Below are 18,194 nucleotides of genomic sequence, written 5' to 3' on the forward strand. Positions count from 1 at the left end.
ATTTACCCGTAGAGCCGTCCTTATGTCTGTAGCTGCTATTGCGTTGACCGCAGGCACGGCACAGGCAGGCGACGTCAAGATCGGATTTCTGCTGAAGACGATGCAGGAGGAACGCTACAAACGAGACCGCGCAGCGTTTACTGCCAAGGCCGAGGAGCTTGGCGCAGAGGTCATCTTCGACTCTGCAAACAATGATGAACTCACGCAACTTGCCAAGTTCGAGAACATGCTTGCAAAAGGGGCGACCGTCATCGTTCTGCAGCCGGTGAATACCGGTACTGCCGGCAGCATGGTCAGCATGGCCAACAGTGAGGGCGTCCGCGTCGTGGGCTACGACTCCATGCTTGTGGATGGTCCGCTGGACGCGATGGTCATGCAAGACAGCTGGGCGGTGGGTCGCCTGCAGGGCGAAGCCATGGTCGATTGGTTGAAGGACAAGAATGGCGACGTCACGGGAAAGATCGCCTTGATCCAAGGTCAACCGGGAGATTCAAACGCCATCGCGATGAGCAGCGGAGTGCTGGAAATTGTCGAAGCCAACCCGGGTTTGGAATTGGTGACCAATCAGGCGCACGAAGGCTGGTCTTCTGAAAAAGCAATGGCCACTGCAGAGAACACTCTGACGTCGAACAGCAACGGCATCGATGCATTCATTGCCAACAACAGCGGGATGGCGCGTGGCGTGATTGCGGCGCTCGAAGCGCAGGGGCTAGCATCTGCGGACAAGGTGTTTGTCGCGGGATCTGATGCTGACTTAGCGAATATCCAATACGTGGCGCAGGGCAAACAGGCGGTTGAAATCTGGAAACAGATCGACCCGCTTGCCGAAACTGCCGCCGCAGTGGCCGTTGCACTGGCCAACGCTCCCGATGGCGACCCGGCTGATCTCGTCAAGGTCGATAAGGTGATCAACAATGGCTATGCCGACGTGCCGACGATCGTGACACCGATCACCTTGGTGACGCAGGACAATATCGACGACACGATCATCGCCGGCGGCTTCTACTCCAAGGAAGAAGTCTACGGGAACTGATCCTGCGGATGACTTTCTGAAGGAGGGCGTATCGCCATTCAGCCTCCAAGCGTACTTCTCCCCGCGCGGTTGCGTGGTGCCCTCCTTCCTTTGTTCGCTCTGTGACAGCCGGTTTTAGAAGCCGCGGTCACAGCAAGGATAACAACCTGAAACTGATGGGAAAAAACATGTCTGAAGTCGTCCTGAAAATGCAGGGTATCATCAAAGATTTTCCCGGAGTTCGCGCCCTGAACAATGTCAATTTCGAAGCCCGCTCGGGCGAGCTTCTGGCGTTAATGGGAGAAAACGGAGCGGGCAAATCCACGTTGATGAAAGTGCTCAGCGGGGTTTGGCCCTATCCGACCTACGAAGGCGATATCTTTCTGCGCGGCGAAAAAGTTCGGTTTGCGAATACGAAAGAGGCCGAGGCTGCCGGCATTGGCATCATCTATCAGGAGCTCAACCTGATCCCGGGCCTATCGGTTGCCGAAAACATCTTTCTGGATCGTCAGTTCACCGATGCCAAGGGCAGGATTAATTGGAACCAGACCTTTGCCGAAACACAGAAGCTGTTGACCGAACTGGGTATCAACGACATCGGCCCGACAGATCTGGTTCAGAACATCACTGTGGGCAAACAGCAGATGGTCGAGATTGCCAAAGCTCTGTCGCTCAAGGCAGAAATACTGGTGCTGGACGAACCAACATCGGCGCTGACGGATAAGGAGGTCAAGGATCTATTCCGTATCATCCGGAAGCTGAAAGCCGACGGTGTCTGCATGTGCTACATCTCGCACAAGATGGAAGAAATAGAGCAGATCGCCGACCGGATTGCGGTTTTGCGCGATGGTCAGACGATTGGCGAAGTCACTCCGATCGCGGATATCACGCTGGATCAGATTATCGCCCGAATGGTTGGGCGGGACATTAAGGATATGTTCCCCAAGGTCGATTTCACTCCGGGTGAAGTGACCCTGGAGGTCGACAATCTGTCCGTTACAAACCCCGACCTGCCTGGCAGCTATCTGGTCAAGAACGCCAGCTTCGTTGCCCGCAAAGGCGAGATTTTGGGCATCTCCGGCCTAATGGGCGCAGGCCGGACCGAACTGGTTGGCGGGGTATTCGGTGCCTATCCGGATCAGACCACTGGTGATGTGAAACTGAACGGGAAAGAGCTGGACATCAAATCTCCAAAGGACGCAATCGATGCTGGCATTGCGCTGCTGACCGAGGACCGAAAGGCACTGGGTCTATTTCTCGACAAGTCCATCTCCTTCAACACGACAATTTCCTCGCTTGAGACGATCAGTTCAAAGGTTCTTGGCATTATCAACACCCAGCAGGAACGCAAAGTCGTCAAGGAATATGTCGATCAGCTAGGCGTCAAAACACCATCGATTGACACAGTGATAGGTACGCTCAGCGGCGGTAACCAGCAGAAGGTCATTCTGGGTAAGTGGCTGAACTCGCGCCCTGATGTGTTCATTCTGGATGAACCCACACGCGGGATCGATATCGGCGCCAAGGTCGAGATTTACAAGCTGCTGAACGAACTGGTCCAGCAGGGTGTCACCGTCATCATGATTTCTTCGGAGCTGCCCGAGGTTTTGGGCATGTGCGATCGGATTCTGGTGATGTGCGAAGGCGAGATCGTGTCGAACTTTGAACGGGACGACGCGAAGAAAGAAGCAATCATGGCGTATGCCACCGGCAGCGCATAAGGGAGGAAGCAAATGAGTGCTGACAGCAACGTTGCAGGTGTTGGCGTCAATGGCGCCAAGGAAAACCACCTGATAAACTTCATAAAGGACAACGCGACTCTAATTGCGTTGATCGTGCTTGTCGTTGGGCTCAGCTTTGCCGACGACGCGTTTTTCACCGCGCGGAACCTTAGCAACCTGTCACGTCAGGTTACCATCATCGGGATCATTGCCGTAGGCATGACCATGGTCATCCTGATTGCCGGTATTGATTTATCTGTTGGCTCTGTCGTCGGGTTATCAGCGGTCGTCTGCACGCTCATGATGCAATGGGGCGTGCCGACAATATTGGCGGTACCTGCAACCCTTCTGATCGTAGGTGTCGGAATAGGTCTGTGGAATGGGTTCTGGATAGCCAAGTTCAACATACCACCATTCATCATAACCCTTGGAATGCTGACCATCGCACGCGGATTGGCACTGACCCTGACCAACGGTAGTTCTGTACCAGTAACGAGTAATGTGTTCCCATTGATTGGTGGTGCTTATATCCCGCCGATGTTGTCCAGTATCGTGCTGATCGCCTGTGCCGCGCTCGCAGTTTATTCGATCTTCCGGGACGTTCAGCAAAGCAAGGCGCATGGCGTCGAAGTGAATATGCAGGAACTGCTGGTCAACGGGGCCGTGATGATTGGTGGCTTTGCTTTAGCCTTCCACGTGTTCACCAGCTACAAAGGGATCCCCGTTCCTGTTGCGATCTTTGCAGTCATTGCGTTTGCCGGGATCTATACGCTGAACAGCACCCGCTTTGGTCGTCGCCTTTATGCGCTTGGCGGCAACGAGGATGCAGCACGCCTGTCCGGCATCAACGTCGTCCGCACCAAGATGATTGTTTATACGGTCATTTCGGTTCTGTCGGCCCTGGCCGGTATCATCCTGGCCTCGCGTCTGAACGGTGCCTCGCCCAACCTTGGAACCATGTTCGAGCTCGACGCGATTGCGGCGGTTGTTATCGGCGGCACCAGCCTGGCCGGTGGCTCGGGCAAGGTGAGCGGAACCATTATCGGTGCCCTGTTGATCGGCGTCCTGAACAACGGCATGAGCCTGTTGGGGGTGGTCACGTTCTATCAGTTGATCATCAAGGGCCTGATCATCATCCTCGCCGTCTGGTTCGACGTGATGCAGAAAAAATGATGCTGCAGGTATGCCCCCGGTCATACGCACCGGGGGCAACGCAAATTCCCGAAACCTCAAATGACTGCTGGGAGGTGAGCTATGGTACCGTCCATTTTAGCAACTTTACGCACAAACGGCCTCAGAGCTTTGGGTTTGGCCGGCCTTCTGTCGGCATCTTTTCCGCTAATCGCGGCAGCGCAGGACAACGTCAAGATCGGGTTCCTGCTAAAGACCATGCAGGAAGCCAGATACCAGACAGACAAATCTCTGTTCATCGCGCGCGCGGAATCCCAAGGCGCCGACGTGATCTTCGACAGCAGCGGCAATGATCCATTGCGTCAGTTGCAGCAGGTTGAGGAAATGCTGGATTTGGGGGTGGACGTTCTGGTTTTACAACCTGTCAACACTGCAACCGCTGGCGCCTTGGTTGATCTGGCCCACGATCAAGGCGTTAAGGTCGTCGGTTACGATTCGATGCTGCAGGACGGACCACTTGACGTCATGGTCATGCAGGATAGCTGGGCCGTCGGACAGCTACAGGCCGATGCAATGGTCGATTGGCTGAATGACACCCGCGGCGAGGTTAAGGGCCGCGTCGCCTTGATCCGGGGCCAACCTGGTGACGCCAATGCCGAAGCGTTGAGCAGCGGAGTACTAAAAGTTGTCGGGGAGCATCCCGGTCTCGAACTTGTTGCAGATCGCAGCCACGTGGAATGGTCTCCGGACATGGCCAGAGACACAGTCGAAAACCTTCTGGTCGAATATGATAACGACATTGATGCGTTTATTGCCAATAACAGCGGGCTTGCCTTCGGAGTGCTGGCGGCACTGTCGGATGAGGATCTGGCATCGGCGGATCAGGTCTTTGTTGCCGGTTCAGACGCGGATCTGAGAAATGTCCAAATGGTCGCCAGCGATGTGCAAGCGCTGGAAATCTGGAAACAAATCAAACCTCTGGCCTATGCGGCGGCCGACGTAGCCGTCAAGATAGCGCATGCTCCAGAGGCTGACGTCAGCGATCTGATCACCAATTACAGTCTGATAGACAACGGATATGCCGAAATCCCGACGATCATCACTCCGGTATTTGCTGTGTCAAAGGATACGATTGATGCCACAGTTATCGAGGGCGGGTTCTATACCATTGAACAGGTCTATCCGGACTGAAAGCTGATCGAGGTTTCTCGTGCAGGACTTCCTGCATGGAGACCGGTCAGTCCAAACAAGATTTCAAGCAAGGGCGCGCCATGTATGATAAGATCAACGTTGCCGTACTCGGCCCGATCCCACGGGACAACATCACCAGCTATCAGGGTGAAAACTTCGAAAAGTTTGGCTGCGCGGTTTACACGGCGGTCTGCATGTCGTCACTGGCCGGGCCTGGATCGAAGATCAATGTCGTTAGCCATGTGCGTAAGTCGGACGTCAGCAAGGTCCGCAATCTGCTGTCGGATTTTCCGCATGTTGATGTGAGCCATGTGACGGGCGACGCCGATCAGGGTGCCGTGATCGATCTGGTCTATGTCGATCAGAATAGGCGCAATGAAACTCAGACCGGTTTCATGAACCCTATCCTACCCGATGATATCGAGCATCTAATGGAGTGCGATGCCTTCGTATTCGTTCCAATTACCGATTTCGAAATCCCGCTTGAGACCGTGCGCTACATAAAGTCCAATAGTGACGGCTTGATCGTTTTCGACGCACATGGCCCCACCAACGGGTGTTCGGCGCATGGCGAGCGGTATCACAAGTTCTGGGTCGACCGGGACCGGTGGCTTCCTCATATAGATTTGCTAAAGATGAACCTGGAAGAGGCCCAATGCAGCTGGTTCAAAGGCGAATACCGTTCAGAAGAGTTGAACGCCATCAGCGAGTTGACCATGGACCAACTGCCCAAATTTGCCCGACATTGTCTGGATCGCGGAGTCAAGGCCCTCTACGTCACACTCGATCAGCATGGCTGCGCGGTCTATCACTTGGACGACAACGGCAAGATGCGCGAGCATCTGGTTAAACGGGTGCTGGTTGAGGATGTAGTTGACACCACCGGTTGTGGCGACAGCTTTGCCGGTGGGCTGGCCTTCGGCTATCTCAAGACCCGCGATTTTGTCAAAGCCTGCCAGTTCGGAAACTGCGCGGGCGCGCAGCGCTGCTCCAGCAGCGAACTGGACGTTTATAAGTCCTTGGACGAGACCGAACGTCAGATTGCCGAAACCTACGGCGACTGAATTATCCGAAATATCACCCGAATGGAGCCCTGACATGCAGACAATGCTGAGCAGTACCGACTGGCTGATCGAAGAAACTCAATTCAGTTTGGATGAAGCGAACTTCAAGGAAACCATTTTCACGGTCGGCAACGGCTATCAGGGCACACGTGGGTCGCTGGAAGAGGGCCACAAAGGAGAGCTGTCCGGCACCTATCTGGCCGGTGTCTACGATCACCATGACTCGACGGTGATCGATCAAGTCAATGTACCGACCTGGTTGCCACTTCGGGTTCGTGTCGAAGGTGAAATTCTGGATGTCCAGACGTGTAAAGTCGTGGAACACAGGCGGGTATTAGATCTGCAGACCGGATTTCTGCATCGCGATACCGTGTTTGAAGACAGCACAGGCCGTCGCACCCACATCAACAGCATCCGGTTTGCCAGTTTTGCCGATCAGCATATCTGCGGCATCCGCTTGACGGTGACGCCAGAAAACCACTCGTCCAGGATAACTGTCGAAAGTTCACTTGATGCCCAACGGTACAATCTGGACCGCCTGCCAGCTTATCAGGGAAACCCGGAATTCCATCCCGAGGTCAATTGGGAAAAGTGGGCCAAAAGCCGACATCTGAAGGTCACTCAGTCTCATGCAAGCAGCGATTCGTCATATATCGAGGCTCTGACCCTGGACACTGGTATTTCGATCGGAATGGCGTCTGCCTTGGATCGACCCTCTTTCTGTGAGCTCAATAGTGCGAGCCGCGACTATGAGCAGGTTTCACAGACCGTTTCGGTTGAGGCGCTCAATGGGCAAAGTCTGACGTTCGAAAAGCTGGTTTCGATCTTCACATCGCGAGACCTGAATGGGGCCGAACTGGCAGCTAAATGCGAAGCGTCGCTGGAGACTGCACAGGCCAAGGGGTTCTCAACCTGTCTGAGCGAAAGCGCCGCAGCCTGGCGTGCAAAATGGGACGCTTGTGATTGCGTGGTGACATGTGATCCTGAAGCAACGCTGGCAATGCGTTTCAATATTTATCATCTGCTGATCGCCGCCAACAAAAACGACCCACGCGCGAACATCGGTGCCAAGTCCATGTCAGGGGAAGGTTACAAAGGTCACGTTTTCTGGGACACCGAGATTTTTCTGCTGCCTTTCTACATTTTCACGCAGCCGGAGACGGCCAAAGCCCTCCTGAAGTACCGTTACAATACGTTGAACGGCGCGCTTGAGAATGCCCGAATGAATGGGCTTAAGGGCGCGCAGTACGCGTGGGAATCCGCTGATACCGGGGTGGAGACGACGCCAAAGTGGACAGCGGACGGTGCGAACCGGATCTGGACCGGCGAGGAAGAGATTCACGTCACCGCATGCGTGGCATATGGCATCCTCAGTTATGTTGCGGCGACCGGAGACAAAGATTTCCTTCGCGATTTCGGTGCCGAGGTTTTGTATCAAACCAGTCGGTTCTGGATCAGTCGGCTGGAACGGAACAAAGACAAGGACCGGTACGAGCTGACAAACGTTATTGGGCCCGACGAGTTTCACGAGCATGTCGACAACAACACGTTTACCAACCGGATGGCGAAATGGCATCTGGAGCAATCCGCATGTGTTTTTTCTGAACTCAGCGAAACCTCAACTCTGACCCACGATGACCTTCTGAACCGGTTGGGGCTGACAGCGAACGAAGTAGAGCAGTGGGTTGAAACCGCCGAAAAAATCTACGTTCCCTTTGATCCGTCTCGTAATCTGATTGAGCAGTTTGAAGGGTACTTTCAGCTTCAGGACATTCCCATCACGGAATGGGACAAAAACCGTATGCCGGTCTATCCCAAAGGGCATGATCACTTTTCGCTGAACGGTTCAATGCTGCTTAAACAACCGGATGTGATCATGTTGAACTATCTCTTACCTGATGAGTTCTCGGATGAGGTCAAAGCGGCAAACTACGCGTTTTACGAGAAACGTACGATGCACAAGTCTTCACTTAGCCCGGCAATTCATTCGATCATGGGGATTGAAGTCGGCGACATTTCCTCAGCGCATCACTATTTCGAACGGTCTGCCTTTGTTGATCTGGTCAATAATCAGGGTAACACGCAAGACGGGATGCATATCGCCTCGGCAGGCGGAACCTGGCAATCGCTTGTGTGTGGATTTGGCGGATTTCGGGTCAAGCATGGTAAGATGACCTTCAAACCCTGGCTGCCCGAGGCATGGTACGGAATCCGGTTTAACCTGAAATGGAAAGGGAATGACGTCATGGTCTCGATTTCCCACGACGAGTGTCGGTTTGAGCTCATCGCTCCGTCGGGCACTAAAGAAACTATCGAGGTAATGGGCCAACCTGTTACGTTGATTGCAGGAGAGAATGTGGTCGTCGCGCCGCAGCCAGCGTGACGACCGGGCAAATTTCGCAGGTAACGATCAAGGTTTGCCGAGGTGATGAAGTCAGTCTGCAAGAGCCTCGGCAACGCGCGTGTGCAATTGTTCCGCCGCCGCGTGATCGATGAGCAATTCGTTAACAAGCCCTCGGGTGATCAGTTCGAATACCGTATCACCTCGCTCCTTCTGAATCGCGACGACCACAACACCACTTTGATCAGGATCGTTAAATGCCCGATCTGCGATGGCCTTGATATGTTCTGTTTTGATCCCGGTCCACAGCCCGTTCAGTTCGTCAATCAGGTCCATCTTGGTCTTGGAAATTTCGGTTCTCGGGATCAAAATACCGCCAAGGTCCCCCACAACCAATTGCCTCAGGTCAACTGCCCGTAAACCGCCAGCCTGAACCAGCTCTTCAAAACTGCCCAGAACCGGAGTGCTTGAAGAACCGACGCTGGAAATCAGCATATCCATTTTATCTATCAACGCGTCGGGCCCCGAAAACACGCGGTGAAATCCTGGAGTGTCAGAGATATACTGCCAGATCGAACGGCGCATGGTCTCATCATAATGACGGGGTATGTACGCCGGGAAACCAGTGAGCTGGGGGCTCTCCTCCGGCTGATCGTTAAATAGCTCATCAAACGTTCCGGCAAGCCGGCTGGCAGAGTATCCATGCTGAGCCAGCGACATCAATTCTGCGCAAACTGCTGCAAACTCGGTCTTTTGCGACTTATTTATGGGTTGCCTTGAGGCTGCAATCCCTTCTGCCAGAGCTTTGATTGTTCGACCCCACGCAACGCCGATGACATTCGATTTCTCAATCAGTTCTATCAATCGCCCGGATGCGGTTCGCCCAAATCTGGTACGGCGCTGTGAAAGCGCAGCTTCAGTGTTCCCTGGGCCGCTTTCAAACACCCCAAGCCGGGGTGGTCTGAGGTTGTTCCTGTTGCAATAACGTTTCAGATCAGAACTAAGGCCTGAAGGAGCCAGTAACTCGTCCATCTGGGCAATCCACTCATCAGAGAATTGTTCTTTGACGAAGCGTTGTTCGATGACCAGATAGTTTTGGCGTTCCGCGTGTTTCAGCAACCGCGATACATGCGGTTGAGACAGGCCACCAAGAATGGCCCCGATCTCTACCTGTGACATGTTGTGCGTTGCGCGCATATAGGCAGCGCACTGGGCGCGTTCTTCGAATGGAAGTCTTTTAACGTCAATCATTTGTGTCAACATTGTCCGGTAACGGAAGCTTGGTGGCGTGAATAACTATGCCAGATAAACATTCACATACCAGCCGATTGAAGAAAATTCCCTACATGCTACGTGTTTCTGGCACAGGCTCGAACCAGGAGATTCAGCATGCCCATCAAAGGACTGATCTTTGACCTCGATGGTGTTTTGGTCGACACCGTTCCGGCGCATTTTGCGGCATGGAAACGCATGTTCGAAGAATATGGGTATGAGCTTGGAAGGGCGGAATACCGGCGGCTTGTCGATGGGCGACCTCGTTTTGACGGCGCGCGCGCGGTCATGACCCGGCATTCGGAAAATGAAGTCAGATCCGCCGCAGACAAAAAAAATGACTATTATGTTGAAATGATCGAGCGAGGCGAATTTCGTGTCTTCGATTCTGCTGTGCGCCTCGTAAGACGATGCCAGTCGGAGGGGTACGGGCTGGCGGCCGCTTCCAGCAGCGCCAATGTCCGAGCAGTTCTTGAAAAAGCCGGTTTGTTGGATGCCTTTCCAGTTGTTATCGGAGGCGACGATGTCGAAAAAGGGAAACCCAACCCTGATATATTCCTCACTGCCGCCAACGGGCTGGGGCTAAGAGTGGGTGAATGTATAGTAATCGAGGATTCCTCTTCCGGGGTCGAAGCGGCAAAGAATGGTGGTTTCTATTGTATAGGTCTTCTTCATGAAGATCACGAGAGTGAACTAAGGGCTGCGGATCGCGTCATTTCTTCGCTTGCCGAGATTGACATTGAGCAGATAGACGAATCCAGGTCGGAACTACCTATCTGAATACTATTTGGGGTGTTGCCACATTAACTTTCGCTCTCTTGCGGCTGTGATGGAATGGACATCCCCTGATCTCTCATCTGATAGGTTTTGGGGATGGAAGCCATCAGGAGGTTAGCAAAATGGCGGATCTGGACCTTGTCGGCATCGATCTTGCGAAGAATGTGTTTCAACTTCATGGCTGTAGCTCAGCGGGGGAAGTGGTGCTTCGCAAGCAACTCAGACGTAACAAACTTCTGTCGTTCGTCGCTGAACTTCCAGCCTGCACCATTGCGATGAAGGCATGTTCGGGGAGCCACTATTGGGGGCGAGAATTTGAAGAACTCGGCCATACGGTTCGTTTGATCGCGCCCAAATATGTCAAAGCGTTTGTGAAGCGCAGCAAGAGTGATGCGATCGACGCGGAAGCCATTTGCGAAGCAGCGCTGCGGCCGACGATGCGGTTTGTGCAGGTCCGCTGTGAATACAATCAGGCAGCGGCGCTGGCCTTCAAAGCGCGGGATCTGTTGGTCCGGCAACGCACATAGATCATCAATGCCTTGCGCAGCCACCTGCCCAGCCAAAATCCAAACGGTCAGGTCCAAGTATCTGAATAACCTGATCGAACAGGATCATCGATTTATCAAGCGTCGCGTACGGCACATGTGTGGGTTCAAATCGTTCAGATCCGCATCAGCTACTTTGGACGGCATCGAGGTCGCCAACATGATCCGGAAGCGGCAATTTCCCAGCAATACGACGTCTGGCTTCCAGTTACTCGCCGAGATCGCAGGATAGGTGTATCCAGTAAGTCGCTGACTTTGGCCGTTCCAAATGCTTGTGACACATCCAAACCAGGGCCCCATAATGGTCCATCAAGGCTTGGAATTGGGTTGTGTCGCGAACTTTGCAAAAGGTCCCCTTGGTCTCATTTCTGATCGGGTCATCATGGACAAGCTCCAGTCACAAAGGGTGGCCCGATTGCCAAGAGCTGTTTTGCCGCCCGTATCCGCGTCTCTCGCGGTAAAGTTGATTTCAACTGGCTTGATTTGAGACGGCGGATGTCGGAGACTCGAGGCACACCTACTTGATAGCATTGTTGGAGACGGATTCATGTCTGACTTTGCGGTTTCTGGCGGTGCTCTGAAAAAGTTGGTGACGCTCGCCCGCAAAACCTCACTTTCGTTTGCTTTCAACCCGGGAAGAGGGTCCGACGAGCACATGTTCGGATTGGACAAGCGCAAGGCCCCCGATTTGGTTGGCCGGTCGGTCAAGAAATCAGGGCCGGGTGCCAAGGTCGCCTTTGGGACATGTTCGGTCGATGGCAAGTTGATGACCCTGGTTTGCGAAGATCCGTTGCCGACGATGGCAAAGAAGCTGAAGGCGTTTCTAAAGCTCAATGGCGCGCCTCTTAACGTTCAGGTTCTGGGTCCAGACGGCTCGGTATTCGAGTCGGACATTGATGATGGCGACGGAGACGGCACCAAACCAGCGACCTCCGAAGAGACCGCACCCGTCGACAAACCATCCGCAACTGCAGGGGGCGCTGAACCGGCCGATTCCCCGCTTGACGCGGGCGCGCTTTCCCAGCGGTTCAAGGCGCTGAAACTAAAGATTGAGGCACTTTCCAACCCGCAACGCGGTAGGCTTTCCGCCGCGATGATGCAGGCCGCCGCGTTGATAAAAGGCGGCAAACTGACAACGGCGGCGGGATTGCTAGACAAGCTGGACCAGGCTTTGGCCAGCGTTACCCAAAGCGATGGTGATCAGGTCCAGCAGGGAGCGGCAGATTCGAAGCTTGAAAAGCTGCGACTGGCGCATGCCCGGCTGACTGAGCTTGTGGGTGCGCATCGTGATGAAGGGGTGAAAGGCAAATTGCAACAGGCGCTTGGGAAGATCAGGCAGATGCTCCACTCAGGCGACACCGAAGCGTCAGCGAAGGGCATCAAGTCAGTACGGACGGCATTGCAAAAAGTCAGCCGTGCGGCGCAGGACGCAGCCGTGCCTGAGCCACCACCTCCCCCGCCGATCAATCTGGCAGCTTTGCGTAGCCAGCTCAAGGATCTGGCCAATCAGATCATGAAGGTCGACGGGCTTGATACTCCAGAACGCGAGGCATTGGTCGCGTTGGCACAAGACGGCAGCGCTGCGCTGAAAGCCCAAGACCCGGACAAGGCCATCACCCATATTGCGGAGTTGCGCGAAGCTTTACAGCCGATTCCGGGTCAAATCCCGCTGACCTTGCCGATCTGGCGTCATGCAAAAGACAACGCGAATGAGCAGCTTGATCAATTGCAGGACGCGATGAAAAACAGTGGCGTGCCGCTCCTTGAGCGCATTGCGGACGTGGGTCTGAACAGCGCCACCGAATCCCGGCTGGTCGCCTTACAGGTTGGATTGTTGGAGTTTGACGCGGCGGCGGACGCTGACGCGCGATCCAAGGCCGAGCAGACGCTGCGGGCCGCCATGCAGAATATGCGCAGTTTCGTCGAAACAAGCCCGATCTTGCCGTTGCTGGATGCCAATCCCCTGAAAGTGCCTCTGAAAATCAAGGCGACGTTGACCAATGCTTTGGATGAGATTGATCGAGCGCTGGCTGTCTGATCGGAAAGGCTGTCGCGATGCCGAACAACAACGACAACAAAAAAGACAAGGGCGCGGAGGAAAAGGTAGAACTTCCGTCCGATTACATGGATTGGGGGGAGGCGCTGGCACCTCACTACGGCGTGTCTTTGAGCGAAGGTGGAGACCCTCAGCAGGATCAACACCAAGGCACAGACCGCGACGACAATGAAGACATCGAGGACGACAAAAACTCCCCACCGCCAAAAGATCACGATGAGAAAGAGAAAGAAGCGGGCAATGAAGGGGACGAAGACGAGGACAAAACTGATACAGACGAACCCGAAGATGATGATCCGGAAGAAAGAGAAGCAGGCGATTTGCGCGAACAACTGCGTCAGCGTGTTCGCGATGTCGTTCCGGAAAACTCTACCAACGAAGATGTAGTGCCGGGCTCGGATCCTGCCGAACTCAGTGGTGCTATCATTCAAGCCGAAAAGCTCTTGGCAGCAATCGCAACCCCTGATCTGCAAACCCTGAGGTCCTACGCGGAGAGAGATGTTCCCACGCTCGAAGACGAAGTTTTGGAAATCAAGCAGAAGGTTGCCAGTCGAAAGCACGAGGCCGACCGTATCCGGGATGAAGAAGCCCGTATTTCTGTGCCGGAAACGGCACATGACGGTGAAAAACGGCGGCTTGAAGAAGCTCGAAAGAAGGTCACGGATTGTCTTGCAGTTCTGCCTCTAACAGATGAGGTCCTTACGAAGGCTGATACTGCATTAACGGCTGCGAAGAAGGTCGCGTCTGAAATCGAAACCAATGTGAATCGCCGGCTAGAGAACCACCAGCAAATTTCGGAAGAACTGTCCGGGATAGAGTTGGACGCCGGTGCGAATGACGAAGATAAACAGGCCTTTACGGAGGCTCGCGAAAATGTTGTTAGCAAGCTGGCTGAGACGCCACTGACCGATCAGGTGCTGACGGACGCCGCCTTAGCACTGGAGGAAGCCAGGAAACGGGCCGAACTTATCCGGGAAGCGGTGCAAGAACGTCAGGAAGTAAAACAGCGGATCAAATCCGAGGCCGAACAACTCGAGGATCATGGCGATGCTGATGAGAACGAAAAGTCGACACTGGCCAAGGCGCGGAAAAAAGTCACGGAAAAGCTGGACGAAACGCCACTGACCGATCAGGTGCTGACGGACGCCGCCTTAGCGCTGGCGGAAGCCAGGAATCGGGCCGAACGTATCCGGGAAGCGGTGCAAAAACGCCAGGAAGAAAAACAGCGGATCAAATCGGAGGCCAAACAGCTCGAGAATCCTGCCGATGCCGATAAGGACGAAAAGTCGGCACTAGCCGAGGCGCGGGAGAAGGTTGCGAACACGCTGGCCGAGACGCCACTGACCGATCAGGTGCTGACGGACGCCGCCTTAGCACTGGAGGAAGCCAGGAAACGGGCCGAACTTATCCGGGAAGCGGTGCAAGAACGTCAGGAAGTAAAACAGCGGATCAAATCCGAGGCCAAACAACTCGAGGATCATGGCGATGCTGATGAGAACGAAAAGTCGGCACTGGCCGAGGCGCGGGAGAAGGTTGCGAACACGCTGGCCGAGACGCCACTGAGCAACCAGGTGCTGAAGGACGCCGCCTCGGCACTTGAGAAAGCCAGGGAACTGGCCGAACGTATCCAGCAGGCAGCGCAAAAACGCCAGGAAGAAAAACAGCGGATCAAATCCGAGGCCGAACAGCTTGAGGATCATGGTGATGCCGATGGGAACGAGAAGGCGGCGCTGGCCGAGGCCCGGAATAAGGTTGCGGACAAGCTGGACGAAACGCCCCTGATACAGACGGTTTTGGATGATGCTCAATCGCTGCTGGAAGACGCAAAGCGGACAGCACTCGAACTGAGCAAAGCCGCCCAAATCCGACGCGACACGCATGACCGGATCCAAAGTGATGGCGAAGGTGTCAAAATTGTCGGGGTTCTGGCGGATCAGATTGAAAAAATGAAAACCGCGCGCGAAGAACTGGCGTCTGAGCTTACCAAGCCTGTCACGCAGGAAAACAACGAAGCAGCGCAAGCCAAGCTTGAAGTGTTGCAAAAGACTGCGCGCAATGTTTCGGATGAGTTGGCTGTTCTGGGTGATGCTAAGGGCATCCACGACCTTTGCGACGCGGCCGGTGTCTCGCACGACGAATATCTGGCGCTGGAAGACGGCCTTGGCGGGCGGAAAGAACTGCTGGCATGCCGGGCTGCGTTTTCGGCGACCAAGCTTGGGGAGCTGTGCAAAGACCTAGGCGGTGCCGACAAGCTTGGGACACTGATCAAAGAACTGGGCGGTGCTGAAGAGTTGCAGAAGTTACTGGGCGAGCTTGGCGAGAAGGACTTTCTGCTCAAACTCGTCAATGACACAAGTTTGGATGGCAAAGAGATCAAGAAGCTTTGCACCGATCTGGAACCCAAGTTGGTGGCTGACATGTTGGGTGCCGGTGTCAGTGCAAAGGACATTGAAAGACTACATGCGGCCATCGGCGACAAAGTCAGTGATTTCAAAACTCTGGCCAAGGATGCAGGGCTGAGCGCTAAACCAAAGGCTATGATGGCGTTGTTCACGACCGGATGCGAGGGCGATTCCAATAAGTTTCAGGCCCTTTGCACTGGTTTCTCCGGAGGCGATGACGCCGACAAACTCAAACGCGCAAACCTCAAAGGTCTTGTTGACAAAGGCGGGCTGGGTGATGCGCCTGAGGCATTTGGGGAACTGCTGGCCACCGGGTGCGATGGCGATCCGGCCAAACTGATCGAACTTAGCGGCGCCTTTGATACCGATGAAAAGCGCGATGGGATGAAGCGGATGTTGTCCGATGGCGGACTGGCCGGCAGGACAGCACCGCCTCCATTGGCGGATAAGGAGATTGACGCCAAATGTCTGGCGATGATGCTGAAACACGCTGCCGGGCCCGCACCGCACGGGTTTGCCGACAATGACGCGAGGCGCCGCTCCGACGCGCTTGCAAAACTGTTCACCAACATGGACGAAGACGGATGCAAGGATCTTAGACTTGCTCTGAGCGACGGCGGATTGGGTCAGGCGCCGGAAGCTTTGGGTCACGCCATTGGCATCGGTTGCGGTGGCGATGCGGCACAGCTTACGGCCTTCGCAGGTGCCTTCAAGGTCAACCCGGGTCCGAAAAAGTTGGAGCAATTGCTGACGGATGGCGGGCTAAAAGGTAAATCCGGCCCGCTTGTGTCTGGAGATATCGATCCGAAATGCCTGGGTCAAATTCTGAAACATGGCGCAGGCCCAACCCCAGCTAATGCCAATACCCGAATGGGTAAGATGGCCGATTTGATCAATGGGCTGGAAAAGGGCGATTGCGAGACCCTCAAGGATGTGCTGGGCGAAGGCGGTCTGGGCCAGGCGCCCGAGCCTCTGGGCCATCTGATCGGTGTCGGGTGTGAAGGCGCTCCCACCAAGCTGAAGGCGACGATCGGCGCGTTCGATGACAAGCCCAAGCGCGAGGGATTGGCGAAGATCCTTAAAAAAGGTGGGCTGGATAGCAGCGTTTTGGGCGTCGATGGCAGGCCCAAGGTCGATCCGGCCTGTCTGGCGCAATTGCTCAAACACAGTGGCGGTCCGCGTCCCGACGCTGCGGTTGATCCCGAGGATAGCCGCCGCGCCAAGGCGTTGGCTGCTTTGTGCACCGGCATGGGCGATGTCGGGTTCGACGCGCTGAAAGAGGTGCTGGAGGACAGCGGCCTGGGCAACGACCCGGTGGTACTAGGGCATTTGGTAGGCATTGGCTGCAAGGGCAATGGCACCAAGCTTGAGGCACTGACGACCGAGCTGAACAAGGGACAAAACAAGAGCAACCTGACCGATCTGCTGCAAAAGGGTGGTCTGGGCACTCGGGACGATGCGAATAAACCCACGGGAACCGATGCGAAATGTCTGGCCAACCTGTTCGAGCCGGGCTCTGATGGCGATCCCGCCGAATTGATCAAGCTGATGACAGCGCTGAGCGATACAGCGGCCAACCCCAACGCGCTGAGTGATCTGAAGGGTGTGATGACCACCGGCGTGCTGGGGCACCATCCCGAGGTTCTGGGGTCGCTTTACAAGCACGGTTGTCTGGATAACTCTACTGGGTCAGCGGACGGGGCCGGGGCGAAGGACCCGCAGATCCTGATCGATATGGTGGGCGAATTCCGGGGCGATACCGAGGCGGCCAAATTCAATGAGTTGCTGACAGCGGGCGGGTTTGCCAAGCGCGGCAAGGCCAATGTTGGTGGGCGCGACATCCACCGTGACCGACTGGCCAGTGTCATGCGGTACGGGTTCACGCTCAAAGGCGGCACGAAGCCGGACGGAAAGAAGCTTAAAAAGCTCTATGACGCGTTCAAGAACAACGCGGGTGATCATCTCGGCGATCTGGATTCTATGCTGGACGCGATGGAAACCGCCGAGGATTGGATTCTGGAGGAATCCAAGGCGAAAGAGCCCAAGCAGCCCGGCAAAGGGCTGCAGAATGTTATTGGCGCGACTGGCCATGGCGGCAACGTGACCCATTTACACAGCAAGTTCTTCACGAAGCTAAAGCAGCGGGCCACAAGCGCAGCTGTGGGCGATCCTGCTCACGTTCCTAGGCTCAGTCAAGACCAACTGATCCAGCATGCCGCTTCGTTTGAACACGATACTACGCATCCGCCGCGAACATCGGTGACACCAACCGGCGGTGCCGCGACAGAGGTGCGCTTGAATCACATCGTCGAACGGCATACGCGTAAGCACTGCAACTTCACTCTGAAGCCAGCGAACGACCCCGTTCCCGTCACGCTTTATCCCAGGGGCACCGATGTAACAAACATTGAGGGCAGGGTGAAAGGAGCGTTGGAAAATTTGGCGAATCCACAGCCACTTGATGAAACCGCGTTAGGCAATGGCGGTACCTATTCTTTTGAAGACAATATAAATGATGGTAACGGCGGGACGGCGAAGATTGGTTTCAACAAGGACCCGAATTCGGGCGCCAATCCGCAGGCAGCTTACGTTGGCCAATTTTACCCTCGCGGTGGTGTAAATGTCCGAAAAATCAAGAACCTCGATATGCTCGGGATGCAAGATGCACTCGTGTAAGACAGC

General features: G+C 54.9%; 10 protein-coding genes and 2 pseudogenes. 11 read left to right on the top strand and 1 reads right to left on the bottom strand.

Annotated features, from left to right (window positions below):
* The first annotated feature begins 22 nt into the window (after positions 1-22).
* From Q5Y75_RS23820 to Q5Y75_RS23845, 6 genes are all read left to right on the top strand, one after another.
* Positions 23-1,033: a substrate-binding domain-containing protein gene (locus Q5Y75_RS23820; protein ID WP_306202225.1), complete on the top strand. Its 1,011-nt coding sequence runs from the start codon at positions 23-25 to the stop codon at positions 1,031-1,033.
* A 167-nt stretch (positions 1,034-1,200) separates the two neighbouring features.
* Positions 1,201-2,733, top strand: a complete 1,533-nt coding sequence (locus Q5Y75_RS23825; RefSeq protein ID WP_306202227.1) for a sugar ABC transporter ATP-binding protein — start codon at positions 1,201-1,203, stop codon at positions 2,731-2,733.
* A gap of 12 nt (positions 2,734-2,745) precedes the next feature.
* Entirely contained in the window at positions 2,746-3,906 is a 1,161-nt protein-coding gene (locus tag Q5Y75_RS23830) for a sugar ABC transporter permease (protein ID WP_306202230.1), read from the top strand.
* A gap of 135 nt (positions 3,907-4,041) precedes the next feature.
* Positions 4,042-5,055: a substrate-binding domain-containing protein gene (locus Q5Y75_RS23835; protein WP_306202232.1), complete on the top strand. Its 1,014-nt coding sequence runs from the start codon at positions 4,042-4,044 to the stop codon at positions 5,053-5,055.
* A gap of 80 nt (positions 5,056-5,135) precedes the next feature.
* A complete protein-coding gene (locus tag Q5Y75_RS23840) occupies positions 5,136-6,119 on the top strand; it encodes a carbohydrate kinase family protein (RefSeq protein WP_306202233.1) in 984 nt (327 codons plus the stop codon).
* Between the two features lie 34 nt (positions 6,120-6,153).
* A complete protein-coding gene (locus Q5Y75_RS23845; protein WP_306202235.1) occupies positions 6,154-8,502 on the top strand; it encodes a glycoside hydrolase family 65 protein in 2,349 nt (782 codons plus the stop codon).
* Between the two features lie 51 nt (positions 8,503-8,553).
* Here the strand turns inward: Q5Y75_RS23845 and Q5Y75_RS23850 are convergent, their stop codons facing one another.
* The gene (locus Q5Y75_RS23850) at positions 8,554-9,711 is read right to left on the bottom strand and encodes a sugar-binding transcriptional regulator (RefSeq protein ID WP_306202236.1); all 1,158 of its coding nucleotides are present in this window, start codon (positions 9,709-9,711) and stop codon (positions 8,554-8,556) included.
* Positions 9,712-9,849: 138 nt separating this feature from the next.
* On the opposite strand from Q5Y75_RS23850, the gene Q5Y75_RS23855 reads away from it, so the two are divergent.
* From Q5Y75_RS23855 to Q5Y75_RS23875, 5 genes and pseudogenes are all read left to right on the top strand, one after another.
* Positions 9,850-10,512, top strand: a complete 663-nt coding sequence (locus Q5Y75_RS23855; RefSeq protein ID WP_306202239.1) for an HAD family hydrolase — start codon at positions 9,850-9,852, stop codon at positions 10,510-10,512.
* A gap of 119 nt (positions 10,513-10,631) precedes the next feature.
* Positions 10,632-11,033 (top strand): annotated as a pseudogene (locus Q5Y75_RS23860) (IS110 family transposase); the annotation flags it as partial.
* A 46-nt stretch (positions 11,034-11,079) separates the two neighbouring features.
* Positions 11,080-11,286: pseudogene (locus tag Q5Y75_RS23865) on the top strand (DDE-type integrase/transposase/recombinase); the annotation flags it as partial.
* Positions 11,287-11,601: 315 nt separating this feature from the next.
* Complete coding sequence (locus tag Q5Y75_RS23870; RefSeq protein ID WP_306202241.1) at positions 11,602-13,092, top strand: hypothetical protein; 1,491 nt, start codon at positions 11,602-11,604, stop codon at positions 13,090-13,092.
* A gap of 17 nt (positions 13,093-13,109) precedes the next feature.
* Positions 13,110-18,188 carry a hypothetical protein gene (locus Q5Y75_RS23875; protein ID WP_306202243.1) on the top strand — a complete coding sequence of 1,693 codons (5,079 nt, stop codon included), beginning with the start codon at positions 13,110-13,112 and terminating at the stop codon, positions 18,186-18,188.
* Positions 18,189-18,194: the final 6 nt, after the last annotated feature.

The sequence above is a fragment of the Ruegeria discodermiae genome (assembly GCF_030758345.1).
GTDB lineage: Bacteria > Pseudomonadota > Alphaproteobacteria > Rhodobacterales > Rhodobacteraceae > Ruegeria_C.